At 67.9% G+C, this 23,831-nt stretch carries 22 protein-coding genes; 5 read left to right on the top strand and 17 right to left on the bottom strand.

All coding sequences use genetic code 11. The features are described from left to right. The 7 genes from E1263_RS18825 to E1263_RS18795 form a co-directional block, all read right to left on the bottom strand. Positions 1-732: SMP-30/gluconolactonase/LRE family protein (locus E1263_RS18825; protein ID WP_132169099.1), on the bottom strand; the 732-nt coding region annotated here is incomplete at its 3' end. A 91-nt stretch (positions 733-823) separates the two neighbouring features. Further along, positions 824-1,183 carry an RNA polymerase-binding protein RbpA gene (locus E1263_RS18820; protein WP_132169097.1) on the bottom strand — a complete coding sequence of 120 codons (360 nt, stop codon included), beginning with the start codon at positions 1,181-1,183 and terminating at the stop codon, positions 824-826. A 15-nt stretch (positions 1,184-1,198) separates the two neighbouring features. Continuing rightward, positions 1,199-1,432: a preprotein translocase subunit SecG gene (gene secG, locus E1263_RS18815; RefSeq protein ID WP_132169095.1), complete on the bottom strand. Its 234-nt coding sequence runs from the start codon at positions 1,430-1,432 to the stop codon at positions 1,199-1,201. Then, positions 1,429-2,235 carry a triose-phosphate isomerase gene (gene tpiA, locus E1263_RS18810; protein WP_132169093.1) on the bottom strand — a complete coding sequence of 269 codons (807 nt, stop codon included), beginning with the start codon at positions 2,233-2,235 and terminating at the stop codon, positions 1,429-1,431. The genes secG and tpiA overlap by 4 nt, the downstream gene beginning before the upstream one ends. Positions 2,236-2,239: 4 nt before the next feature. Further along, entirely contained in the window at positions 2,240-3,433 is a 1,194-nt protein-coding gene (locus tag E1263_RS18805; RefSeq protein WP_132169091.1) for a phosphoglycerate kinase, read from the bottom strand. An 85-nt stretch (positions 3,434-3,518) separates the two neighbouring features. Next, a complete protein-coding gene (gene gap, locus E1263_RS18800; protein WP_132169089.1) occupies positions 3,519-4,523 on the bottom strand; it encodes a type I glyceraldehyde-3-phosphate dehydrogenase in 1,005 nt (334 codons plus the stop codon). A 103-nt stretch (positions 4,524-4,626) separates the two neighbouring features. Beyond that, the gene (locus E1263_RS18795) at positions 4,627-5,385 is read right to left on the bottom strand and encodes a DUF4386 domain-containing protein (RefSeq protein WP_132169087.1); all 759 of its coding nucleotides are present in this window, start codon (positions 5,383-5,385) and stop codon (positions 4,627-4,629) included. Positions 5,386-5,478: 93 nt separating this feature from the next. On the opposite strand from E1263_RS18795, the gene E1263_RS18790 reads away from it, so the two are divergent. Continuing rightward, the gene (locus E1263_RS18790; RefSeq protein WP_132169085.1) at positions 5,479-6,144 is read left to right on the top strand and encodes a TetR/AcrR family transcriptional regulator; all 666 of its coding nucleotides are present in this window, start codon (positions 5,479-5,481) and stop codon (positions 6,142-6,144) included. On the opposite strand, the gene whiA is transcribed toward E1263_RS18790, so the two are convergent. After that, positions 6,145-7,128: a DNA-binding protein WhiA gene (whiA, locus tag E1263_RS18785; protein ID WP_132169083.1), complete on the bottom strand. Its 984-nt coding sequence runs from the start codon at positions 7,126-7,128 to the stop codon at positions 6,145-6,147. A gap of 149 nt (positions 7,129-7,277) precedes the next feature. Between whiA and E1263_RS18780 the strand changes: the two genes are divergently transcribed. Then, positions 7,278-7,784 carry a SigE family RNA polymerase sigma factor gene (locus E1263_RS18780; protein ID WP_132169081.1) on the top strand — a complete coding sequence of 169 codons (507 nt, stop codon included), beginning with the start codon at positions 7,278-7,280 and terminating at the stop codon, positions 7,782-7,784. Continuing rightward, on the top strand, positions 7,781-9,175 hold the full coding sequence (locus E1263_RS18775; RefSeq protein ID WP_132169079.1) for a hypothetical protein: 1,395 nt from the start codon (positions 7,781-7,783) through the stop codon (positions 9,173-9,175). Before E1263_RS18780 ends, E1263_RS18775 begins: the two co-directional genes overlap by 4 nt. On the opposite strand, the gene E1263_RS18770 is transcribed toward E1263_RS18775, so the two are convergent. Genes E1263_RS18770 through uvrC form a run of 3 tightly spaced genes read right to left on the bottom strand, consistent with a single transcriptional unit; the run spans position 9,172 to position 13,003 of the window. Further along, on the bottom strand, positions 9,172-10,113 hold the full coding sequence (locus tag E1263_RS18770; RefSeq protein WP_132169077.1) for a gluconeogenesis factor YvcK family protein: 942 nt from the start codon (positions 10,111-10,113) through the stop codon (positions 9,172-9,174). The two genes, E1263_RS18775 and E1263_RS18770, sit on opposite strands and share 4 nt — an antisense overlap. Further along, entirely contained in the window at positions 10,110-10,976 is an 867-nt protein-coding gene (gene rapZ, locus E1263_RS18765) for an RNase adapter RapZ (protein ID WP_132169076.1), read from the bottom strand. The genes E1263_RS18770 and rapZ overlap by 4 nt, the downstream gene beginning before the upstream one ends. After that, complete coding sequence (gene uvrC, locus E1263_RS18760; RefSeq protein WP_132169074.1) at positions 10,976-13,003, bottom strand: excinuclease ABC subunit UvrC; 2,028 nt, start codon at positions 13,001-13,003, stop codon at positions 10,976-10,978. Before uvrC ends, rapZ begins: the two co-directional genes overlap by 1 nt. 82 nt (positions 13,004-13,085) lie before the next feature. Here uvrC and E1263_RS18755 point away from each other — a divergent pair, with 82 nt between their 5' ends. Next, positions 13,086-13,541, top strand: a complete 456-nt coding sequence (locus E1263_RS18755; RefSeq protein WP_132169072.1) for a DUF6194 family protein — start codon at positions 13,086-13,088, stop codon at positions 13,539-13,541. Positions 13,542-13,689: 148 nt separating this feature from the next. Continuing rightward, positions 13,690-14,907, top strand: coding sequence for a S8 family peptidase (locus tag E1263_RS18750; RefSeq protein ID WP_132169070.1), 1,218 nt, complete (start codon positions 13,690-13,692; stop codon positions 14,905-14,907). A gap of 52 nt (positions 14,908-14,959) precedes the next feature. On the opposite strand, the gene E1263_RS18745 is transcribed toward E1263_RS18750, so the two are convergent. The 6 genes from E1263_RS18745 to eccCa all read right to left on the bottom strand — a co-directional run bounded on the left by E1263_RS18745 (position 14,960) and on the right by eccCa (position 23,814). Continuing rightward, positions 14,960-15,508 carry a Rieske (2Fe-2S) protein gene (locus E1263_RS18745; protein WP_132169068.1) on the bottom strand — a complete coding sequence of 183 codons (549 nt, stop codon included), beginning with the start codon at positions 15,506-15,508 and terminating at the stop codon, positions 14,960-14,962. A gap of 154 nt (positions 15,509-15,662) precedes the next feature. Next, positions 15,663-17,111: a hypothetical protein gene (locus E1263_RS18740; protein WP_132169066.1), complete on the bottom strand. Its 1,449-nt coding sequence runs from the start codon at positions 17,109-17,111 to the stop codon at positions 15,663-15,665. Between the two features lie 12 nt (positions 17,112-17,123). Beyond that, positions 17,124-18,446, bottom strand: coding sequence for an EsaB/YukD family protein (locus tag E1263_RS18735; RefSeq protein WP_132169064.1), 1,323 nt, complete (start codon positions 18,444-18,446; stop codon positions 17,124-17,126). A gap of 28 nt (positions 18,447-18,474) precedes the next feature. Beyond that, positions 18,475-19,524: a DUF6177 family protein gene (locus E1263_RS18730; RefSeq protein WP_132169062.1), complete on the bottom strand. Its 1,050-nt coding sequence runs from the start codon at positions 19,522-19,524 to the stop codon at positions 18,475-18,477. 1 nt (position 19,525) lies between these two features. Next, a complete protein-coding gene (locus E1263_RS18725; protein WP_132169060.1) occupies positions 19,526-19,915 on the bottom strand; it encodes a hypothetical protein in 390 nt (129 codons plus the stop codon). Next, complete coding sequence (gene eccCa / locus E1263_RS18720; protein WP_238161318.1) at positions 19,912-23,814, bottom strand: type VII secretion protein EccCa; 3,903 nt, start codon at positions 23,812-23,814, stop codon at positions 19,912-19,914. The genes E1263_RS18725 and eccCa overlap by 4 nt, the downstream gene beginning before the upstream one ends. Positions 23,815-23,831 lie beyond the last annotated feature (17 nt).

The following is a 23,831-nucleotide window of genomic DNA, read 5'->3' as shown; positions in this document are numbered from 1 at the left end:
GAGGAGGGTGTTGCGGGGGGAGGCGACGGTGACCCAGATGAGGTTGTCGGAGCCTCGGGAGATGTTGTCGGGGAGGCCGGGGACGTAGGCGAAGAGCTCGGGCTCCGGCGACACCGCGGTCAGGTCGAGTTTGTAGACGGCGTACGACGCGGTTTCGGCCCAGTAGAGGGTTTGGTGGTCGGCGCTGAGTGCGACGCCGTTGGGGAAGGCGCGGTTGGTGGCCAGCTGGGTGACTGCGCCGTCGGGCGTCAGGCGGTAGATGCTGCCGGTGGCGGAGTGCTCGAGCAGGTCGGCCTTCCAGTGCTCGAAGCCGAAACGGGTCGAGGAGTCGGTGAAGTAGATGGTGCCGTCGGGGGCGACGGCGGCGTTGTTGCAGAAGCGCATCGGGCGGCCGTCGATCGCGGACAGCAGGGTGGTGAGGCGGCCGTCCTTGTCGAGGGTGAGCAGGCCGCGGTTGGTGTCGCAGACGAGCACCTTGCCATCGGGCAGCCACTCCAGGCCGAGCGGGCGACCACCCGTGTCGGCAAGCGTGCTGATCGCCGTACCGTCGGCGCTGACGCGCAGGATGCGGCCGTCTTCCAGGCCGGTCAGGACGTTGCCGTCCTCGTCGATCAACGTGTCCTCAGGCCCATGCCCCGGTACGGCGACAGTCGTGACGTCGATCTTCACCGCGTTCCGGGTGGTGTCTGCGGGCGGCGGGGTCCAGCGCACAGGGGCGATCGATGGCTTCATGGATCGACCCTACAAGCAGTCAGAAGCCCAGCACACAACGCGACAACCCGGACCAGCCACAAGGGCCGATCCGGGTGCGTAACGCGTCAGGTCAGAAGATGACTTCGCCGCGGGCACGCCGCGCGCGGAGCTTCGCCAAGGCCTCTTCGAGGATCTCGGCCGCCTCCGTCTCGGAGCGCCGCTCCTTCACGTAGGCCAGATGCGTCTTGTACGGCTCGATCTTCACCGGCGGCGGCGGGTTGCTCGCGTCGGTGCTGGTCGGTAGGCCACAGCGCGGACAGTCCCAGGCCTCCGGAACCGAGGCCTCGACCGCGAACACGGTCGTTGTCTCGTGCCCGTTGGCACAGAAGAACACGATGCGCTGCCGGGGCGCGGTGTCGCCGCGCTCCGCCTCGCCCATCGGGCCGGCACCGACCCGGCTGCCACGAATAGCACTACCACCACCAGCCACGGGTCCCTACCTTCCTCAGCCGAGCTTGTACAGCAGGCCGAGCGCGACGATGGAGGCGAACCAGATCAGGCCGACACCGATCGTGATGCGGTCCAGGTTCCGCTCGGCGACCGAGGAACCGCCCAGGCTGGACGACACTCCACCACCGAACAGGTCGGACAGGCCGCCACCGCGGCCTTTGTGCAGCAGCACGAGCAGCGTGAGGATCAGGCTGCAGATGAGTACGACAATAGAGAAGGCGAGGATCACGAGGAGTAGCCTAACTGAAGGTCCAGGTAACGGCAGATGCCGGCGAACTCGTCCACCTGGAGGCTCGCACCCCCAACCAGACAGCCGTCGACATCAGGTTGAGCCATGATGCCACCTGCGCTGGCCATCTTCACCGATCCGCCGTAAAGAATCCGTACCGAGTCGGCCACCGAGGGTGAAATCGTCTCCTCGATCCGCGCGCGGATCGCCGAGTTGACCTCCTGGGCGTCCTCCGGGGTCGCGACCTCGCCGGTCCCGATCGCCCAGACCGGCTCGTAGGCGATGACGACCTTGCGGACGTCGTCCTGCTTCAGACCGGCCAGCCCGGCGTCGACCTGGGCCAGGACGTGCTCGACCTGGCCGTTGGCCTTGCGGATCTCCAGACCCTCACCGACACACATGATCGGGATCAGGCCGGCCTCGAGCGCCTTGGCGGTCTTGGCGTTGACCAGGGCGTCGTCCTCACCGTGGTACTGACGGCGCTCCGAGTGGCCCGTCAGCACGTACGTGCAGCCGAGCTTGCTCAGCATCGCCGCCGAGATCTCACCGGTGTAGGCGCCGGCATCCTTCACCGACACGTCCTGGGCGCCGTACTTGAGCTTCATCCGGTCACCGTCGACGAGCGTCTGCACGCTGCGGATGTCGGTGAACGGCGGCAGTACGGCGACCTCGACGCGGGCGAAGTCGTGCTTCTTGTCCTGCAGCGTCCATGACAGTTTCTGCAACAGGTGGACGGCCTCAACGTGGTTGAGGTTCATCTTCCAGTTGCCCGCCATCAAGGGCGTACGGGCAGCTTCTGCCATCAGGTCAGTCCTCTTCCAGTACGGCGAGTCCCGGGAGCTCCTTGCCCTCCAGGTACTCGAGGGATGCGCCACCACCAGTGGAGATGTGGCCGAACGCATCGTCGGCGAAGCCTAGCTGCCGCACGGCGGCCGCAGAGTCACCGCCACCGACGACACTCAGGCCAGTCACCTCGGTCAACGCCTGCGCAACGGCCTTGGTTCCACCCGCGAAAGCCTCCATCTCGAAGACACCCATCGGGCCGTTCCAGAACACCGTCTTCGCAGCGGCGACCTCGGCGGCGAACGCCTTGGCCGAGTCCGGGCCGATGTCCAGTCCGAGCTGGTCGGCCGGGATCGCATCCGCGGCCACAACGGTCGCGGGCGAGTCGGCCTTGAACTCCGGCGCCACCACGATGTCGGTCGGCAGCACGATCCTGTCCCCGGCCTCCTTCAGGTAGCCGCGGACGACGTCGAGCTGGTCCTCTTCGAGCAGGCTCTTACCAACCTCGTGGCCCTGGGCCTTGAGGAAGGTGAAGACCATGCCGCCACCGATCAGCACCTTGTCGGCCTTGGCCAGCAGGTTGTCGATCACGGCGAGCTTGTCGGAGACCTTGGCGCCGCCGAGCACGACGACGTACGGGCGGGCCGGGTCTTCGGTCAGCTTCTTCAGGACCTCGACCTCGGCGAGCACGAGGCCGCCGGCCGCGTGCGGCAGCTTGCGGGCAACGTCGTACACGCTGGCCTGCTTGCGGTGCACGACACCGAAGCCATCACTGACGAAGACGTCGGCCAGGGCGGTGAGCTCGTCGGCCAGCTGGTCGCGCTGCGACTCGTCCTTGCTCTCCTCGCGAGCGTCGTACCGGACGTTCTCGAGGAGCAGGACCTCACCCTCGTCAAGATCCTGTACGGCGGCCTGTGCCGCCTCGCCGGTGACATCGGCGGCGAAGTGCACCGTGATGCCCTCGTCCTTCAGCAGCTCGCCGAGCCGCTTCGCGACCGGGGCCAGCGTGAACTCCGGGTTCGGGGTGCCCTTCGGGCGGCCGAGGTGCGCGGTCACGATCACCTTGGCGCCGGCCTTGGCCAGCTTCACCAGCGTCGGCAGCGAGGCGCGGATCCGGCCGTCGTCGCCGATCACGTCGTTCTTGATCGGCACGTTCAGGTCGGAGCGCACCAGCACCCGCAGGCCTGCTACGTCTCCCAAATCATCAATAGTCTTCACAGTGCAGGGGTTCCTGTCTACGAAACAGGCATGCGCCCGAAGGAGGACACCAGGTCACCCTCGAGCGCATGCTGGGAAGAAAACGTCAGAGAGACTTGCCGACGTAGTTGACGAGGTCGACGAGACGGTTGGAGTAACCCCACTCGTTGTCGTACCAGCCGACGACCTTGACCTGGTTGCCCAGGACCTTGGTCAGGCCGGCGTCGAAGATGCAGGAGGCCGGGTCGGTGACGATGTCGCTCGACACGATCGGGTCCTCGGTGTAGCGCAGGAAGCCCTTCAGCGGGCCCTCGGCGGCAGCCTTGACGACGGCGTTGACCTCTTCGGCGGTGGTCTCGCGGCCGACGTTGACGGTCAGGTCGGTGGCGGAGCCGGTCGGGATCGGGACGCGCAGCGCGTAACCGTCGAGCTTGCCCTTGAGCTCCGGCATGACCAGGCCGATCGCCTTGGCGGCACCGGTCGAGGTCGGGACGACGTTGATCGCCGCGGCGCGGGCGCGACGCAGGTCGCTGTGCGGGCCGTCCTGCAGGTTCTGGTCCTGCGTGTAGGCGTGGACCGTGGTCATCAGGCCCCGCTCGATGACGAACTCGTCGTGGATGGCCTTGGCCATCGGGGCGAGGCAGTTCGTGGTGCAGGACGCGTTCGAGATAACGGTGTGCTTCTCGGCGTCGTACAGCTCGTGGTTGACGCCCATCACGATCGTCAGGTCCTCGTTCTTCGCCGGGGCGGAGATGATGACCTTCTTGGCGCCGTTGTCGGCGTGCGTCTTGGCCTTGGTGGCGTCGGTGAAGAAGCCGGTCGACTCGATCACGATGTCGGCGCCGACGTCGGACCACTTCAGGTTCGCGGGGTCACGCTCGGCGAACGCCTTGAAGCTGTGGCCACCGGCCGTGATGTCGGTGTCCGTTGCCGACACGTCACCCGGGAAACGGCCCAGGATCGAGTCGTACTTGAGCAGGTGGGCCAGCGTCTGGTTGTCGGTCAAGTCGTTGACGGCGACGACCTCGATGTCGGCACCGGACGCCTGCACGGCGCGGAAGAAGTTGCGGCCGATCCGGCCGAAGCCGTTGATACCTACGCGTACGGTCACGGGACTACGTCTCCTCGAACTAGCGTTCCAGCACTGCTCTTCACCCCGAACATTAGCCCAACCGCCCACTCGGCCAACTGGTGCTATCCACAGCAGACCACCGTCACTCGGCGCTAGGACGTGGACCAGACCACTCACTCCTGCGAAGCTCCAGGGAATCTCCCGAGTCTGCCCGGTGAATACCAGTTGACCTGCTGGTGCCGGTCCGGGCGACAGTGACACCGAGGGCGATGGTCCACAGACCCCAGGCGGTACTGCCGAGCAGGCCACCGAGATCCCAGACAGGGAAGTTCGGGAAAGCGGTTGCGAGGATGTTGCCCTGGTTCGTCAGGTAGAGGACGTTGGCGATCAGGCCGGCGATGGCCAGCCGGCGGTACTCGCGGAACAAGGCGATCGAGATGCCGATCCCCCACATGATCGCGAGCAGCTGGCCGAGATGTTCACCCAGCAGCGCACCGCCGTACTGGTGTTGCGCCAGCCACGCAGCCTCGACAGCAGGGTCACCCTCGGCGTACGCGCGGGCCAGAGCCGGTACGACGAAAACCCAGCGCAGGAAGCCGATCAGTGACAGCAGGACCGAGGCGGCACCGATCCAGGTGGCGACTCGGAGCAGCGGGTCATCGCGGCGACCGAGGGCTTGTGGGAGCAGCAGGATCGGGATCGCGAGCAGCGCGTAGGTCCACGCGACGGCGAACCACGTCCAGATCAGGCAGGAACCGCCGGCGGAGAACGCAGGCAGGACGACGTCAGCGGGTTCCCGCAGGATGTCCGGCCAGTCGAAGGTTGCGGACAGGACACTCGCGGCCACCCCGAAGGCGACGGCGGCGAGGACGAACAGACTGCCGGTGATGCGGCGGATCATCAAGCCTCCTCAATTACCTGTACAGCGTACAGATTCTGGACACCGTACAGATAATGTACGGTGTCCAGGAAAAGGTCAAGAGAGAGGCCGCGGATGGCATCGATAGGTCGTCGCCGAGCATTGAGCCAGGACGAAGTGCTCGATGCGGCGCTGGCGCTGCTCGACCAAGGCGGTCCGGCCGCGGCTTCGATCCGCGGAATCGCCGCGAAGGTCGGCGTCGCGCCGAACGCGGTCTACACCTACTTCCCCGACAAGGCGGCGGTGACCGGGGCGCTGGTCGAGCGACTGCTGGGCGCCTCCGACCACGGCGCCTTCGCCGACCCGACCCGGCCGTGGCGCGAGCGCGTCGAGGCCCTTGCGACCGACCTGCGTGAGCGGATGGTGGCGCACCCCGGCGCCGCAGCTCTGCTGATGAGCGGTCCGATGGACGGTCCCCGTGCGACGGCGATCGGGGAACAACTCCAGGACCTGCTGATCCAGGCCGGACTTGATGAGGTCGACGCCGCCCGAGCGACGTACCTGCTGATCGTCTTCGTGCTCGGGTCGATCGCCCTTGAGGTCGCGGACGAAGCCGAGCCTGGTCCCCTACCGTCTGAGGCGGATCGCATCGCCAGCAGGCGGCGCGTGTTCGACCAGATCCCGCCGGAGGACTTCCCCCGGTCGGCGGCGGCCGCACCGACGATGGCGACCTACATCTCGACCGAGCAATACTTGTGGGGGCTGCACCGCGTCCTTGATGGCATCAGCCCCCGACCGTGACTACGCCGGGTCGAGCATCTCCGGGGTGAGGTTCGCCTCGGTGTTCGGGATGTTCAGGTCGCTGGCGCGCTTGTCGGCCATCGCGAGCAGGCGGCGGATCCGGCCGGCCACGGCGTCCTTGGTGAGCGCGGGCTCGTGCAACTGGCCGAGCTCTTCGAGGCTGGCCTGCTTGTGCTCCAGGCGGAGCTTGCCGGCGATCTGCAGGTGATCCGGTACGTCGTCGCCCAGGATCTCGAGAGCGCGCTCGACGCGGGCACCAGCGGCGACTGCGGCTCGGGCCGAGCGGCGGAGGTTGGCGTCGTCGAAGTTCGCCAAACGGTTGGCCGTGGCGCGGACCTCGCGGCGCATGCGGCGCTCTTCCCAGGCCAGCACGGACTCGTGAGCGCCGAGGCGGGTCAGGAGCGCGCCGATGGCGTCACCATCGCGGATGACCACGCGGTCGACGTTGCGCACCTCACGGGCCTTGGAGCCAATGCCCAAGCGGCGGGCTGCGCCGACGAGGGCGAGCGCTGCCTCGGGACCGGGGCACGTCACCTCGAGGGAGGACGAACGCCCCGGCTCGGTCAGCGAGCCGTGCGCGAGGAAGGCACCTCGCCAGGCAGCCACCGCGTCACAGGAAGCACCCGACACAACGGCCGGCGGCAGGCCACGCACCGGACGCCCGCGGTTGTCGACCAGGCCGGTCTGACGCGCGAGCGCATCACCGTCACGGACGACGCGAACGACGTACTTGGTCTGCTTCCGGATTCCGGACGGGGAGATCACCACGACGTCCGACGGGTGCCCGAAGATCTCGGCGATGTCCTTGCGCAGCCGGCGCGCGGCCGCGCCGCTGTCCAGCTCTGCCTCGACGACGATCCGGCCGGAGACGAGGTGCAGACCGCCCGCGAAGCGCAGAACGGACGAGACCTCGGCCTTGCGGCAACAGGGTTTCGTGACCTGGATACTGGTCAACTCGGACTTCACCTGTGCTGTCATCGCCATAGAAGGCATCCTCCCACCGTTGTCAAAGACCCTCGCACCGAACCCACCGCCGAACCCTCCAACTCCGTCCGGGTGAACTCCGTTACGCCTCACTGCAACCCAACCGCCATCAGGCTGCGTTCCTTCCCCGAAAGCACGAGAGGAGGGGCATGAGAGTACGAGACGACGCCGAGTTCACCGAGTTCGCCGCGATGATGATCCGGCCACTGCGCCGTACGGCGTACTTGATGTGCGGGGACTGGCATCGCGCGGAGGACGCCGCCCAGGACGCCCTGGTGAAGGTGTACCGCCGGTGGGACCGGATCGAACGGCGTGAGGGTGTGAAGAGCTACGCGCACCGTGCAGTGGTCACCTCGGTCCTCGACCAGGCCCGCAAACCGTGGCGGCGCGAACGCCCCGACGACCCCGACGAGGCGGCCCGGGTGGTGCCCGATATCGGCGGCTCGGTCGACAACCGGCTGATGGTGATCAAGGCCCTGGCCCAGCTGCCACCTGGGCAGCGCGCCTGTGTCGTCCTGCGCTACTACAACGACCTCAGCGTCGAAGAGACCGCCGTCGTCCTCAACGTCAGCCAGGGCAACGTCAAGAGCCAGACGTCCCGCGGTCTCGACCGCCTTCGTGAACTACTCGGCCACACCGAAAGGAGCGCCTCGTGAGCAACGACATCGAACGAATGCTGGCCGCAGCCGCCGACGACACCGATCAGCCCCTGCACACCGACATCGACGACATCCTGACCCGCGGGCGGCGCTCTGTCCGCAACTCCCGGATCACGATCGCAGCGACCGCAGCCCTGACCACGTTGGCCATCCTCGGTGGGGTCAGCGTCTGGACGAAGTCTTTGAGCACCGGTACGGAACCAGCCGGCCCGACCGGGATCACCATCACGAAGGACGGCCTCGCCATCGATCGGGAGACGGGTGAGACGGCCGCGCCTCCCCCGCCGGTGAGCCCGGTGTCTGATGCCGAGGCGATCAGCCGCTGCGCGCCGTCCGACAAGCAGGAACTGGAGTTCGGCAACGGCCGGAATACCTGGGACACCGCTGGGCCGATCGACAATCGCTGGCAGGTTCTGCTGAAGAGCGGCGACCAGAACCTGCTGTACGCAGTGTTCATGGCACCGGACAGGTCGGTCGTTGCGAGCTGCACGATGGAATCCCCTGACCAGCACATCCGTAGCGACCGGCTCAGTACCAGGACGCTGGATGGGGCGAAGGAGCCGCAGGTTGTATCGGCGCAACGGATGATTCCGGTGCCTGGCGTGACTCGGGTGCTGATCGGGACCGATACCGGCGCCACCCGCGAGGCCCTTGTCGGCCGCGACGGATACTTCACCCTCGGGTACGCCGGCAACCACGACCAGGGACCGAGCTTCCGCCGTATCCGGGGGTACGACGCGACCGGCAAGCGGGTCTACGAGTGGAAATACGTGCCACCCACGCAGCCGGCCTCGAAGCCGATCCCGGCCGGCATCAAGATCATCACCGTGCCACCGATCACCCCAAAGGTGGTGTTCCTGAAGGACCCGCAGACGGGGAAGCCGCTGATGCCGGTGCCCGTCAGCCCGGAGAGCGACGACCGGATCCGGACACGCTGCAGGACAATCGACGAGGCGAACCCGCCGGGGCCCGCCCAGGAGCAGCGGAACCGGGACGCCGGATTGATCACACCGAGCTGGAAGGTCGTGCTGAAGACCGGGACCGGAACCGACTTCACCGCGTTGCTCGTCGCACCTCGCAAGAACGTTGTGGCCTGGTGCCACATGTACGACAAGACCAGCTACGACTACGCCCGCAGCACGGTTCCGGCCACCGGCAACTTCGGCATCCAGCACCACTGGGGCCAGGTGCCTGCCGGCGTCGCGCAGATCATCGTCGATCTGCCGACCGGGCCGGTCCGCGCGCTGATCTCCAACGGCTACTTCATCTGGGGCCTGACCGGCGGAAACGACGACTTCAAAACCGTCCGCATCCGCGGCTTCGACGCGAACGGCACGAAGGTGTACGACGCCAAGCACGACGTCGACTCGGACCTCAGCGGCCGTTAGACCAGGAGCTCCCGATAGACCTTGGTCAGTTTGTCGGGAGCGTGGTGGAGGTGCTGGTCGTCGTTGGCAATGTCGGCGATGACCACATCGGCCCCGAGTGACTGCGCCGTACGACGCAGTGATGCGGGGTCGGGGACGTGCCCTTCGTCGGCCAGGACGATGTCGATGCGGAGGTCGGGGGCGTGCGCGGCGAGGACCTCCAGGTGGGTCTCGGGTGAGAAGCCGTCGGTCTCGCCCTTCTGCTCACCGAGGTTGAGGGTCAGCAAGCGGCGGGCGCTGGTCTGCTCGAGGCCGCGGCAGAGCGCGGGGACGAGCAGGTTCGGGATCACCGAGGTGAACCACGAGCCGGGGCCGACGACGACCCAATCGGCTTCCGCGACAGCTACCAGGGCCTCAGGACAGGCAGGTGGGTCAGAGGGGTCGAGAGCCACGTCGACGACCTGACCGTTGGTGGTCGCGACCTCGGCCTGGCCACGGATCTCGGTCAGGGCTTCCGGGTGATCAGGATCGAGGCCGATCACGCGAGCCGTGATGTCCAGCGGCACGGAAGACATCGGGAGCACGCGGCCCTGGGCGCCGAGGAGTCGACCGACCCAGTCGAGGCCGTCGACAGCATCACCGAGCAGCTCCCACAGGGCGACGATCAGGAGGTTGCCGACCGCGTGGTCGTGCAGCTCACCGTTGCTGCGGAAGCGATGCTGCAGTACGTCGGCCCACGTGCGGCCCCACTCGTCGTCGCGGCACAGCGCGGCGAGCGCCATCCGCAGGTCACCCGGCGGCAGCACCCCCAGCTCTGTGCGCAGCCGGCCGGAGGAGCCGCCGTTGTCGGCGACGGTGACGATCGCGGTGAGTTGATCGGTGACATGCCGAAGGGCGGACAGCGAGGCCGCCAGGCCATGCCCTCCGCCCAAAGCAACGACCCGAGGACTCCTCGTCACTCGCGGCCTAGATCGCGGTGGACTACCAAGGTGGGTGACCCCTTCTCACGCAGTCTGCGGGCGATCTCCTCCGACATCGCGACGCTGCGGTGTTTACCCCCGGTGCAGCCGATCGCGACGGTGACGAAGCGCTTGCCCTCGTTCAGGTAGCCGGTCCGCAGGGTGTCCAGCACGTCCGAGTAGTTCTGCAGGAACTGCTGGGCCAGCGGATGGCCGAGCACGAAGTCTGACACAGGCTTGTCCTGCCCGGTCATCGGGCGCAGGTCGGGCTGCCAGTACGGGTTCGGGATGAAGCGCATGTCGGCGACCACATCGGCGTCCACCGGGATGCCGTACTTGAAGCCGAACGAGACCACGGTCGCCCGCAGCTCGGCGTTCTCCTCGTCCCCGAAGGCGTTCACAATCTTCGCGGCGAGCTGGTGGACGTTCATGTTCGAGGTGTCGATGACCAGGTCGGCACCGGCGCGGATGTCGCCGAGCAGCTCGCGTTCACGCTGGATACCGGTCAGCAGCCGGCCCTCGCCCTGCAGCGGGTGCGGCCGGCGCACGCCTTCCTGCCGGCGCACGATGACGTCGTCCGAGGCCTCCAGGAACAGCGTCAGCGGCCGGTAGCCCTTCACCCGCAGGTCGTGCAGCGCGTTGCTCAGCTCGTCGAAGAACATCCCGGTCCGGACGTCGACGACGACCGCGAGCCGCGGCTGGGTCCCCGTGTCGATGGTCTGCTCGACCATGGTGGTGAGGAACATCGGCGGCAGGTTGTCGACCACGAACCAGCCGAGGTCCTCCAGCACGTCCGCAACCGAACTCCGCCCCGCGCCGGACATGCCGGTCACGATGATCAGGTTGCCGTTCGTGTCGTCCATCAGTTCTCAGATCTCCCTGGGTCCCCGTTGACCGTCCCGGCCACCGGGACGTCTTCTCCCAGTATCTCGCCTGTGGCCGTGTTCACCGACGGCGCCCGGCCGGATTCGGCCGTCGTTGCCGCGGCGTTCACCGCCAGTACGACGGACTCCGCCGTCCGGCGCCCGAATCCGGGCAGCTCGGCGACCTCGTCGATCGTCGCGTGCCGCAACTTCTTCAGCGAACCGAAGTGCCGCAGCAGCGTCTTGCGCCGGACCTCCCCCAGCCCCGGTACGTCGTCCAGCACGCTCTCGACCATCGACTTCGACCGCCGGTTGCGGTGGTGCGTGATGGCGAACCGGTGCGCCTCGTCCCGCAGCCGCTGCAGCAGGTAGAGCCCCTCGGAGGTCCGGGAGAAGATCACCGGATCCTCGTCGTCGGGAATCCAGACCTCTTCCAGCCGCTTGGCCAGACCGCAGATCGGGATGTCACCGAGCCCGAGCTCGTCGAGCGCCTGCCGTGCGGCCGCGACCTGCGGCGGTCCACCGTCGACGACGACCAGCCCCGGCGTGTAGGCGAACTTCTTCGCCCGGCCCGTCTCCGGATCGACCAGGTACGCCGTCGGGTCCTCCCCCGGCGGGATGTCCTTGCGGTCCTCGATCATCCGCTTGAAGCGCCGTGTCAGCACCTCGGCGATCGAGGCGACATCGTTCTGCCCCTCGACCTCCTTGATGACGAAGCGGCGGTACTCACTCTTGCGCGGCAGTCCGTCCTCGAAGACCACCATCGAGGCGACGACCTCGGTGCCCTGCAGGTTCGAGACGTCGTAGCACTCCATCCGCAGCGGAGCCTCGGGCAGGTCGAGACCGGCCTGGATCTCCTCCAGCGCCTGGTTGCGAGTCGTCAGATCGCTGGCCCGCTTGGTCTTGTGCATGGTCAGCGTCTGCAGCGCGTTGCGCTCGACGGTCTCCATCAGCGACTTCTTGTCCCCGCGCTGCGGCACCCGGATCGCGACCCGCGTCCCGCGCGTCTCCTCCAGCCACTCCGTCAGCGCCTCGACATCGTCCGGCACGACCGGAACCAGGATCTCGCGCGGGATCGCGTCGCCCGAATCACCGGCGTACGTCTGCTGGATGAAGCGCGACACGAGGTCGCCGGTGGTCGCCGTACCGTCGGCTTTGTCGGCGATCCAGCCGCGCTCACCGCGGATCCGGCCACCGCGGACGTAGAAGATCTGGACGGCGACCTCGAGCGGGTCCTCGCTGAGCGCGATCACGTCGGTGTCGGTGCCGTCGCCGAGGACGACCGCGTTCTTGGCCAGCGCCTTGTTGAGAGCGGCCAGGTCGTCGCGGATCTTGGCGGCCCGCTCGTACTCCAGCTCGACCGCCGCGGCCTTCATCTCCTTCTCCAGCCGGCGCACATATGTCGTGGTCTGACCGGACAGGAACCCACTGAAGTCGTCGACGATCTGGCGGTGCTCCTCCTGCGTCACCTGACCGGTGCAGGGCGCGGCACACTTGCCGATGTAGCCGAGCAGGCAGGGCCGGCCCATCTGGCGGTGCCGGTTGAAGACACCCTTGCTGCACGAGCGCATCGGGAAGACGCGCAGCAGCAGGTCGACGGTCTCGCGAATCGCCCAGGCGTGGCTGTAAGGGCCGAAGTACCGAACGCCCTTCTTCTTGGGCCCGCGGCCGACCATCACCCGCGGATAGTCCTCGTCGAGGGTGATCGCGAGCCAGGGGTAGGACTTGTCGTCGCGGTACTTCACGTTGAAACGCGGGTCGTACTCCTTGATCCAGGAGTACTCCAGCTGCAGCGACTCGACCTCGGTGCTGACGACGGTCCACTCGACCTTCGCCGCGGTCGTCACCATCGCCTGCGTGCGCGGATGCAGGTTGACCAGGTCCTGGAAGTACGACGACAGCCGCGCCCGCAGGTTCTTCGCCTTGCCGACGTAGATCACCCGCCCGGCGGAGTCGCTGAAGCGATAGACACCGGGCGAGTCAGGGATCGACCCAGGAGCGGGTCGGTAGGACGCTGGATCAGCCACTCGACAACCCTAGTTCGGCCCACCGACAAAACCTGAATTCGGGCCAAGTCTCCATTGCTACTTGAATGACAGACTTGAAGGCATGACACTCGACGAACTCGATCGGCTGATCCGTGCGCACCCCGGTGTCCGGGTCCTCGAAGCGCAGGACGACATCTTCTACCTCTACGACCCGGCCGGCGACCTCCCGCCGGAACGCCAGCAGCCCTTCGCAACCCTGGTCACCGGCGACCACTACGAGCGAGTCTCCCGGCTCAACGAACCCGGTGCGTGGCGACTCAACCTCGGCCTGACCAAGGCGACGTACACAGGTCTGTTCGGCCCGCCTCCGACCGAGCGCGACGCTGACTGGGTGCTCGGCTCCGGCCACGACTACGCCGCCCGCGACGCCCTGATGCCGCACCCCTTCTACGCCTCGCAGCACTGGGTCGCGATCGTCGACCCGGTCGCCCTGGAGCCGCTGCTCCCGCTCCTCACCGAGGCCCACGAGTTCGCTGCTCGCAAGTACGCCCATCGAGAGATCCGGCAAACGGGCTGAACCTTGCGGTCGTGTTACGGGTTGGGTCATAAGGCGGAGTTGACCCCCGGCTGGGATGGGCGCGGTCCGTAGCGTGTGGACCAGGGTAGGCGCAGGTCCTTTGCGTGAGGCAACAAGGCCTTGCGTTGACTCGAGGGAGAATCCGCCCATGTCCCGGAAGTTCGTCACACCGCGCGTCGCACTCGCGGCGTTCGCGGTTTCAGCACTCACTCTGACCGGCGCAGCCGCAACCAGTACAGCGGCCGAGCCCGACTCCCCCAATACCACCATCCGCGGTGCGGGCAGCCCGACTGCCATCCCCGGCAGCTATATCGTCGTACTGGCCGGGCAGCGCTCGCAGGGCGAAACCCGAGCCACGAACCAGAGCCTGGCCACCAAGTACGACGTCGATGTCCGTGATCAGTACGACTCGTCGATCAAGGGTTTCTCGGCGAGCATGAGCGCCGAGCAGGCCAAGAAGGTGGCCGGTGACTCGCGGGTCGCGTTCGTGCAGCAGAACCAGCGATTCACCACGAACCAGGACAACCCGCCGTGGGGTCTGGACCGGATCGACCAGCGGGACCTGCCGCTCGACCAGCAGTTCACCGCGACCTCGACGGCCGAGAAGGTGAACGTCTACGTGATCGACACCGGGATCTACGCCGCCCACAAGGACTTCGACGGCCGCGCGTCGGTCGGTACCGACACCGTCGGCGACGGCCAGAACGGCGTCGACTGCATGGGTCACGGCAGTCACGTCTCCGGCACGATCGCCGGTACGACGTTCGGTGTCGCCAAGAGCGCGAAGATCTTCGGGGTCCGTGTCCTCGACTGCAAGGGGTCCGGAACCACCGAGACCGTGGTGGCCGGGATCGACTGGGTCACCAAGAACGCGAAGAAGCCGGCGGTCGCGAACATGAGCCTCGGCGGGCCGGCCGATGACGCGATGGATGCCGCCGTGAAGGCATCGATTGCCTCCGGCATCACTTATGCCGTTGCTGCTGGCAACGAAGGTGCGGATGCCTGCACGAGCTCGCCGGCGCGGGAGGCGACCGCGATCACCGTCGGCGCGACCGACGACACCGACCAGAAGGCGACGTTCTCGAACTTCGGCAAGTGTGTCGACCTGTTCGGTCCGGGCGTCGACGTCGTGTCGGTAGGGATCACCGGGCCCGAGTCGACCGACAAGATGAGCGGTACGTCGATGGCCACGCCGCATGTCGCCGGAGCGGCCGCGCTCTACCTGGCCGATCACCCCGAGGCCACGCCTGCTGAGGTGACGACCGCGCTCCTCGGTGCTTCCACTCCGGGCAAGGTCGGCGAGCCGGGGACGGGTTCGCCGGACAAGCTCCTGTTCGCCGGCAAGGTGGATCCGGCCCAGAAGTAGCACTGCCTTGAGGGGCCCGGCCGAGACTGAACTGGCCGGGCCCTTCGCTATGTCAGGCAGTCTGTACGACGTTCGTACCGCTGACGGCGACCTTGACTGCGGGCAGCGGTGTCTGCGCCGGTCCGCTGATCGGTGCGCCGTCGGTGATGCTGAAGTGGCTCTGGTGGAACGGACAGATGATCTGACCGCCCTCCACCGAGCCGACCGGGTTCAGCTGATGCGTGCAGATCGCGGAGAAGCCCTTGAACTCGCCTGCGGTCGGCTGCGTCACCACAACCTTGGCGTCGGCGAACACCTTGCCGCCACCGACCGGGATGTCGGACACCGCGCCCAGCACCTTGCCGGTCGGTGCGCTGGCGCTGCCGCCCGTCGTAGGCGCGCTGCTCGGTGCAGTGGTCGGCGCGGTCGTCGGCCCCGAGCTACCGCCGGTGCTCGGGGCTGCACCCGGGGTGTCGCCGCTACCACAGGCGGCGAGGACGGGGGCGCTGGCACCCACTAGCGCAGCGATCGCCGCGCAGCGGAGCACCGACCTCCGGTCGCGCAGGCCACCCGCTTCGGTGTCTGGTTGTGAGGTGGGTGGTGCCATCGTGTCATCGCTCATGAATCTGGACCTCCAGGAGCTTGCCGGCAGAAAATAGTTGAATGCTCTGACAAACGGGCGGGCGGCCGGAACGGTTCAATCCACTGCTCGATTGAACCGCAGTTTGAGACTTTTGGTCCCCAGACCGGGGTGGTGGGGCGGGGAAGGTATCAGCTCAGCCGGCCGCACCGGTGAGTGTTTGGACCACTCGCGCCGACAGATCCAGGACGGCCCGGCGGGTCTCGTCCTGCACCTGCTCGGACTGCAGTGGCCACGCCTGGGCGATGTGAGCGTCGTGCGGCAGCACCAGGGGCTCCAGACCGCGCTGGCGGAACGCCTCGATCAGCCAGTCGACGGTGCTGGGCTCGGCGCGCTGCACCATGGTGATGATGACGACACCACGGGTGAGCAGCACGTTCTGACCGTCCGGGGTGAGCTGGTCGAGCTGCTGCAGGCAGTAGTTCGCCACGTGCTGCACGGACGGGACAACCAGCACGATGCAGTGCGCCGATGACGCCATCTCCATGCTGACCTCGTCGTACATGCTGCCTGGGCAGTCGACAACAGCGACACCGACATCACGGGCGCCTTGGCCTTGCGCCTCGGCCAGTGAGCGTCGTACGGCGGCAGCTGTGCCTTCGCTGCGGACCAGGCTGACGCGCTCGATCGGGCCGGCGCCGACGGAGAACTCGAGACGGCGGGACAGCTCAGCGCCGCCCGGGTCCGCGTCAATGGCGACCACTCGGTCAGAGCGCTGGCTGGCCAGCATCATCGCGAGCAGGGCGCTGACGGTCGACGTACCGCCGTTGGTGACCGGGCTGAGGACGCCGACGCGGCGCATGATCGCGATCGGGCGGCGGATGGTCGCGATGTTGTCCACGTCGCGCTGCATCCGCCCGGAGGCACCGACCAGGTACGCCGCTTCGGAGGCGAACCGCCGGAAGCGCCGGAACACCGAGTCGCCGTCGGGAGCCAACGGCGTACCGAGCTGGTCGGACTGTGGGGTCGGCGGCGGTCCCCAGCCGGTCTGCGGCACGGGGGGCGGAGCCTGCTGGTACGGCGCCTGTCCCGGGGGCTGCTGGTGGTACGGCGGGGGCTGCTGCTGGTACTGCGGATCCGCGTAGGGCTGCTGGTACTGCTGCTCCGGGTATTGCTGCTGCTCCGGGTATTGCTGCGGTGGGTACGGCGGCTGCTGGTACTGCGGCGGCGGATACTGCTGGGCCGGGTACTGCGGCACCGCGTAAGGCGGCGGCTCGACCGGCGGCACCTGCCCGTACTGCGGCGGCTGCTGGTACGGCGGATACCCCTGCTGCGGATATTGCTCCGGCGGGTACGGCTGTTGGTACTGCTGCGGCGGATAAGGCTGCTGCTGTGCCGGCGGGTACTGATGCTGCTGCGGCTGAGCAGGAGGCGGCGGCTGATCGCCATGCGGCCAGGGCCACGGAGGCTGCTCCCCCGGCGCCGGCACTGGCTCAGATGGAGGCACCGGCGCAGGCGGAGCGGACGGCGCCTCTACTACCGGCTGGTCAGCCGGGGGCGGAGGGCCGGTGCGGGACGGCTCTTCGGCCGGTGACTGCTCCGCCATCCGGCGCAGCATGTCACCCTGCCAGTCAGATTCAGTCATTCCATCCGGTCGTCAGAATGCGTGCAGCAGGTTGGTGTAGACGCCGAAAACTCCCAGCGCCAGCGGGACCGTCACGATGATCGCGCCAACCTCAAGATAGTCGAGCAGCTGTGTGAGCCGCGCACGGACATGCTCCGCTGGTGCGAAACCGAGACCGAAGGCGCAGAACATCGCCACCAGAACCAGCAGGCCCAGCGCGATGAACGCACCGCCTTGACCGTTGAACGCAGCGATCAGCACGCAGCCCGACACGATCGTGAACGCCGCAGCGAACAGCACCGCGACCTCTTGCACCAGCGGGTACAGCCGCGACCGCGACGCCAGCAGGAACGCGAGCACCAGCGCCAGCGCGACCGCCCACGGGCCGCCTGCCTTCAGCAGGAAGATGCCGGCCACACCCGAGGACACAGCGATCGGAACCGTCGCCAGCGCCAGCCCGAGGTGAGCTGCATTCAACGCGCTCTGCACGTCGCCGCGCATGATCTCCTGACCAGAGGCGCGCTTGTCGTCCAGCCCCGACAGTCCGGACAGCGCGAGCGCCATCCGCGGCAGCAGACCCAGCAGCACTACGGCGAGGATCCCGGCCAGCGCACCAACGCGGTCCGCGGCCAGTCCGGTGCCAACACCGAGCATCCACACCACAACGAACAGCACGGACGTCATACCGGCGACCAGACCACCACCGGCCAGCCCCGCGGCCGAGAAGAACAGCGGACCGACGGCCAGACACAGCGCGCCGACGGCGATGGTCAATCCGAGTGATGCGCCAGCGTCCAGCACCCAGAAGCCGACCGACAGCGCCAGCAACACGCTCGCAACGATGACCAGCGGGACGGCGACCACCTTGTTGCCGGAGCGCCCGAGAGCGATCCCGACGAACGCAGCGATCGCGGCCAGCACCAGCAGCGCCGCTGCGGCGATCGCGTTCGGCGCTGCGACCAGCAGTGAGATCGCACCGGCGATGATCGAGAACACCAGCCCGGTCGCGGCCAGAACTCGCCGGTGCGCGGGCTTGAACGTCGTACCGCGGCGTTTGAGGTCTTCGACGGCTTCCTCGGTCACGTCATAGACAGTCGGAGGCGGCGGCAGCTCACCCTCGGCGGCCAGCCGTAGCACCGCGCCGTCGATGATCTGCGCCGACGCCAGCGTCCCCTCCGGCGGCACCAGTACGCCGGTCGCCGTGGTCAGGAAGCGCCGCTGCGGAGACGACTGCAGCGGCTCGTCGAGCATCCGGAGCAGGTCTGGCAGCAGGACGCCCAGAGGCTCGTCGGCCGGCAGTACTGCATCCAGCCGACGGCGCTGACCGATCACCGTCACCCGGCTGTACGTACTCATCTGACAGTGCTCCTAGTCTGGTCGTGCGTCACCGCTTGCCTGCCAAAGCTTCCGCCGGGATCAGCTTCTTCATCAGCGCCGCGTAGATCTCCCAGTCCTTCGGGTCGCGGCCGTTGCCGATCGGGTACCAGATCGCGGGCGCGTGGGACGGGCCGATCGCGATCGCCCGGCTGATGCCCGGCACCTTCACCATCTCGGCGACGCTGGACGACCGGACTGCCTCGTTGCCGGCGCCGACACCGATCGGGCAGGCCATCCCGACGAACCGCGGCTTGTAGGTGCCGTCGGCCTCGCCGTACGAGCCCATCACCATCGCGGAGATCAGCTCGTAGTTGTCGGCGATGTCGTCGACCCACTCCCCGACCTGGTTCACGTCCGGGAAGTCCATGCCCGGCTGGGTCACCGCGAGCGTCACGGTCTCGTCGACACCGGACATGGTCCGGCGGATGTCCAGCGTTCCGACCGACGGCTTGAACTCCTTGCCCGGCTGCCCGGCCAGGGTCAGCCAGGTCGGCTGCGGCGCGCGGTCGCGGCAGTACTCGGTCAGCGCCTCGGGGCTCCACGGCTGCGTGACCGGCTCGGAGGTCGACCAGCCGGCCGGGCCGCTCCCGGTCGCGGAGGTGAACAGCCGCTCGGCCATCTTGCCGATCATCAGGCTCTCGACGGCCTGGTGCCGGACCCGCACCGTGAACTGGAGCTGGCCGAAGGGTGCTTCCTGGATCGCGTAGTCCGGGTGCAGGTCCGAGGTGCCCTCACCGTTCTGCCGGGCCGCGCGGGCGAGGAACATCTCGCCGTTCCACTTCAGCCGGACGCCGTTCAGGCCGTCGAAGTACTCGCCGTCGTCATCGGTGACGACCCACTTGGAGTAGGCACCCTTGAAGATGCTCGACCGGACCGCGAAGGTCAGCGCGGAGGTCTTCGGGGTGACCAGTTGCAGGTCGCGGCCGGCCATCTTCGCCGAGGTCAGCGCGTCGCTCAGCCAGGCCGACATCCCGATCACCGGGCGGTCCTGCATGACCACGGCCACCTTCTCGGTGACCAGGTCGACACCCGGGCTGAAAGTCAGATCGTTCGGCATCTCAGACCGTCTCCTCGTTCGCGTTCTCAGGTGTACGGATGCCGTCGGACGTCCAGACCTTGCCACCCAGCCGCTTGATCAGGGTGTTCGCGTACTGCTCGGCGAGCTCGCGCGCGCCGTCCTGCGAAGTCGCGCGGATCTCCACCCACCAGGCCGGGGTGTCGACGACACCGACCGTCGTACCGAGCATGCGCTCGACCTCGCCGGGCACCTGGATCAGCAGGGGCAGCTCGATCGACACCAGCGGCAGGTCGTCCGCGTTGCACAGCTGGACGACGGCGCCGCCGCTGACCGCGCGGACGCCGAGGTCGTTGCCCGCGGCGGACAGTCCGGCCAGGACGTCCTCACTCGAGGGGCGCCCGTCGACGAGCGCCACCAGGTCGTAGGTCATGTCGTTCCTCCACTGCTCTGCGCGGCAGGCTGCACCGGGTCGGCCACCGCCGTCTGGACCAGCTGCGGTCCGTCGCCTCGTCGTACGAACAATCCACGTCCGGGCGGGTAGTCGCCCGGGTAGGCGCCTGGGAAGAGCTGTCCCTCGCTGCGGTCGCCGGACAGCACCAGACCGGCTGCTCCGGACTCCATGACCGCGGACAGGAACGGCTCGTAGACCTGACGCGATGCACCCGACGCGCGCCGGGTCACGATGAAGTGCAGCTTGATGTCCCGGCCGGCTGCGATGTACGGCAGGAACGGGTCCATCGGCGACTGCCCGCCAGTGGTCAGCAGGTCATAGTCATCAGCCAGTACGACGATGCGCGGGCCGCCCTGGCCCTCCTCCGGAATCGCACCGGTGTCGTCGGGCATCCGCTTGGCCAGCTCCTGTGACACACCAGCCGCGAGACCGGCCGCAACCCGCCCAGTCGGCGCGTAGCCACCGGTGTAGTCCGCCGGCACGTACTCGCGCAGACCGCGCCGCGGATCCAGTACGGCGAACACCAGCTGATCGGAGGTGTGCTGTGCGAGCAGCTGCTGAACGATGAGCCGGACGATGTTCGTCTTGCCGGAGCCACTGTCACCGAACACGACCAGGTTGGTGTCGCGCCCAGCGAGGTCCAGGTAGACCGGCGCCAACCCACGCTCGTCCACACCGATCGGTACGACGGCCGGTTGCCGGATGTCGTCGCCGACCTGGTTGCGCGGCAGCTGCAGCGGCAGGATCCGGATCTGCGGAGCCCGCGGGCCCTGCCAGGTGGACCGCACCGTCACGGCCTGCGCCTCGAGGATGCCGGCCAGGTTCTCGTCGGCGGCGACACCGTCGATGCGCGGCAACGCGAGCTGCCCGTACAGCTTGCTGCCCGGGATCAGCATGCGGCCCGGACCGGCCTTGCGCAGGACCTCCTGCAGCCGCCGGTCGATGTTGGAGTCCGATGCGTCGTTGAGCCGCAGCTCCAGCATGGTCCCGAACATGGCCTGGTTCTGCATCCGCACGTCGGCCCAGCGCCCCATCGTCGTCACCACATGCACGCCGTAGCTGCTGCCCCGCTGCAGGATGTCGGACAGTGGCTCGTCGAGCTCGTCGAACGTCGTACGGATCGCACCGTAGTTGTCGATCACCAGCACGACGTCTGCCGACGGCAGCTCGGGGATCCGGCCGGCCGAATGCTCCTGGCGCAGACCCTCCATCGTGTCGATGGCGTGGTTGCGGAAGACCCGCTCGCGGTGGTCGATCATCCCGCGGATCTCCTCCACGGTCCGCCGGATCCGCTCGCGGTCGGTTCGCAGCGCGACCCCACCGACGTGCGGCAGCTCGGACAGCGCCTGCATGCCACCACCGGCGAGGTCGAGCGCGTAGATCGACACCTCGAGCGGAGTGTGCGTGTGAGCCAGCGACGTGACGATCGTCCGCAGTGCGGTCGTCTTGCCTGACGACGGACCGCCCACGATCGCAGCGTGTCCACCGGCCCGGGTCAGGTCCAGGCGGAAGACCTCCTGGCGCTGGTTGGCCGGGTCGTCGACCACACCGATCGGCGGCTGCATCGCAGGCACCTGGACAGCCAGCTGCAGACCGCGTCCCTCGACGAAGTCGGTGCGGCCGCCCAGGGCATCCAGCGTGCACGCGGTGGGCAGCGGCGGCAGCCAGATCTTCAGCACCTGGTCAGCGGCCTTGCGGACCTGGTCCACGAAGATCGTCAGCTCGGTCGGGCCCGTCGTACGCTCCGTCGCATCGTTGTTGATCTCGACGGGCTTCGCAGCCTCCAGCTCGGCCTCGGTCTGCTGGTACGGCGTCAGCTCGAAGGGCCGTGCGTCCGTGCCCTCGTCCTCGACGACCACATCCGCCGGCGGAACGTACGGACCGGACACGTAGGCCGCCCGGAACCGCTGGTAGACGCTGGTGTCGACCTTCAGGAACCCGAAGCCCGGCAGCGGCGGCAGGTGGAACGCATCGGTGGTGTCCAGCACCGTCCGGCTCTCCTCCTCGGAGAACGTCCGCAGACCGAGCCGGTACGACAGGTAGGTCTCCAGGCCGCGCAGCTTGCCGGACTCGACGCGCTGGCTGGACAGCAGCAGGTGCACCCCGATGGAACGGCCGATGCGGCCGATCGAGAGGAACAGGTCGATGAAGTCCGGCCGCTCGTTCAGCAGCTCACCGAACTCGTCGATGATGATGAACAGGTGCGGCAGCGGCGCCATCTCAGGCTTCTGCCGCCGGTGCAGCCGGTAGTCGGTGATGTTGGCGATGTTGCCCGCGTCCTTCAGCACCTGCTGACGACGCTGCACCTCACCCTCAAGGCTCTTGTACGCCCGCTCGATCAGACTGGCGTCGTCGCGCAGGTTGGTGATGATGCCGGACACATGCGGCACCCGCTCGAACGGTGCGAACGACGCGCCACCCTTGAAGTCGACCAGGACGAACGAAAGGTCCTCAGGACTGTGGGTGGCCATCAGAGCCATCACCATCGTCCGCAGTACCTCGGACTTGCCGGAACCGGTCGCACCGACGCACAGGCCGTGCGGACCCATTCCGAGCTGCGCAGACTCCTTCAGGTCGACCTGTACGACGGCACCTGAGTCGTCCACGCCCAGTGGCACCCGCAGGAACGCCCGGTCCGGACGCTGCTGCCACAGGTGCTTGAAGTCGAGCTTGGCGACGTCGGAGATCCCGATCAGGCCCATGAAGTCGACGTCGCCGGCCGGCCCGCCCTCTTCTAGAGACTCGGCCGACAGCCGCAGCGGCGCCAGTTCGCGCGCGATGCTCTCGGCGATCGAGGCCTCCATCCGGTCCACCCGGCCAGTGGCCACCATCGGGTACGGGCCGCGCAGGTCCTCGATCCGGACCTCATCGCCGTACACGGAGATGCGCATGGTGACTGAGCTCGGCTCCTGCCGCCGGTCCGCGACCAGGTGCAGCACAGTGACGCCGAGCTCCCCCGGCACGAGCGAGTCGTCGGCTCCCGGCCGCACCTCGGCCGCCACGTCGCCGTACGTGTCGTGGAGAACCAGGAGGCGGCGGGTCAGCTTGCGGCGGTCGTCGAAACCGACAGACCCGCGGCGAGACTCCGTTGCCCACTGCACCCGCTCGGCCAGGTCACCGGACAGCAGCTGCGACAGCGCGTACGGCGTCTCAGCGATCCGGCGGAACGGCACTGGGCCCTGCTTGCGCTCAGCGTCCTGCACATGCGGCAGCCAGGTCAGCCACTGCCAGTCCGGCAGCGCCCGCTGCGGGTAGGCGGCGGCCATCATCACGTCTTCCGGCGCATGGAACACCGAGGCCTGCACGAGCAGCGAACGCGCCACCCGTACGACGCCGTCGCGGTCACCGACGATGCTGACGTTGCCAACGTGGTCCAGCGGGACAGTCAGCGGCATGTCCGGCATCTCGGTGAAACGCCGTACCAGCGCGTTCGCCTCAGCCGTCATGAACTGGTCCGGCGGCTCCATCGCCGATCCGCCCTGGCCGAGCGATGCCGGCACGACAGGGACCCGGCCGCTACCGCAGCGCGGCTGCAGGAAGTCACTGTCGGTACGGCGTCGCTCCCACAAGCGTGTGACGTCCGCTACGCAGTCCAGCAGCGCATCCGGCGGCGGGTTCAGCTCAAGAGACTGGGTCCGCTGCTTGCGCTCCTCCTTGGAGAAGTCGTCCCGCATCCGCTCCAGGTAGTCCAGGTAGCGAGCTCGCTGACTCTTGCGGTCCTTGCCACCCTTGCCGCGTGACGTCAGCATGCCGCCGACCGACCCGACCAGCGTCAGACCGAGCAGGCCGACACCGACCATCACCATCGGACCTGAGCGGCCCATCGTCATCATCGCGACCGACCCGATGCTGCCGACCATCGGCAGCAGCATCTGCATCGCGTTGCCACCGCCTC

The sequence above is a fragment of the Kribbella antibiotica genome (assembly GCF_004349055.1).
GTDB classification, from domain to species: domain Bacteria; phylum Actinomycetota; class Actinomycetes; order Propionibacteriales; family Kribbellaceae; genus Kribbella; species Kribbella antibiotica.
Note: the sequence above shows the minus strand (reverse complement) of the source record. Positions and strands in the feature narration are given on the sequence as shown.

Bases quoted from the DNA above. Each gene is read 5' to 3' on its own strand.
- tpiA (WP_132169093.1), bottom strand. From the start codon at position 2,235: ATGGCAGAAGCTGCCCGTACGCCCTTGATGGCGGGCAACTGGAAGATG.
- E1263_RS18795 (WP_132169087.1), bottom strand. From the start codon at position 5,385: ATGATCCGCCGCATCACCGGCAGTCTGTTCGTCCTCGCCGCCGTCGCC.
- E1263_RS18790 (WP_132169085.1), top strand. From the start codon at position 5,479: ATGGCATCGATAGGTCGTCGCCGAGCATTGAGCCAGGACGAAGTGCTC.
- whiA (WP_132169083.1), bottom strand. From the start codon at position 7,128: ATGGCGATGACAGCACAGGTGAAGTCCGAGTTGACCAGTATCCAGGTC.
- E1263_RS18780 (WP_132169081.1), top strand. From the start codon at position 7,278: ATGAGAGTACGAGACGACGCCGAGTTCACCGAGTTCGCCGCGATGATG.
- rapZ (WP_132169076.1), bottom strand. From the start codon at position 10,976: ATGGACGACACGAACGGCAACCTGATCATCGTGACCGGCATGTCCGGC.
- E1263_RS18755 (WP_132169072.1), top strand. From the start codon at position 13,086: ATGACACTCGACGAACTCGATCGGCTGATCCGTGCGCACCCCGGTGTC.
- E1263_RS18750 (WP_132169070.1), top strand. From the start codon at position 13,690: ATGTCCCGGAAGTTCGTCACACCGCGCGTCGCACTCGCGGCGTTCGCG.
- E1263_RS18745 (WP_132169068.1), bottom strand. From the start codon at position 15,508: ATGAGCGATGACACGATGGCACCACCCACCTCACAACCAGACACCGAA.
- E1263_RS18740 (WP_132169066.1), bottom strand. From the start codon at position 17,111: ATGACTGAATCTGACTGGCAGGGTGACATGCTGCGCCGGATGGCGGAG.
- E1263_RS18735 (WP_132169064.1), bottom strand. From the start codon at position 18,446: ATGAGTACGTACAGCCGGGTGACGGTGATCGGTCAGCGCCGTCGGCTG.
- E1263_RS18730 (WP_132169062.1), bottom strand. From the start codon at position 19,524: ATGCCGAACGATCTGACTTTCAGCCCGGGTGTCGACCTGGTCACCGAG.
- E1263_RS18725 (WP_132169060.1), bottom strand. From the start codon at position 19,915: ATGACCTACGACCTGGTGGCGCTCGTCGACGGGCGCCCCTCGAGTGAG.
- eccCa (WP_238161318.1), bottom strand. From the start codon at position 23,814: ATGCAGATGCTGCTGCCGATGGTCGGCAGCATCGGGTCGGTCGCGATG.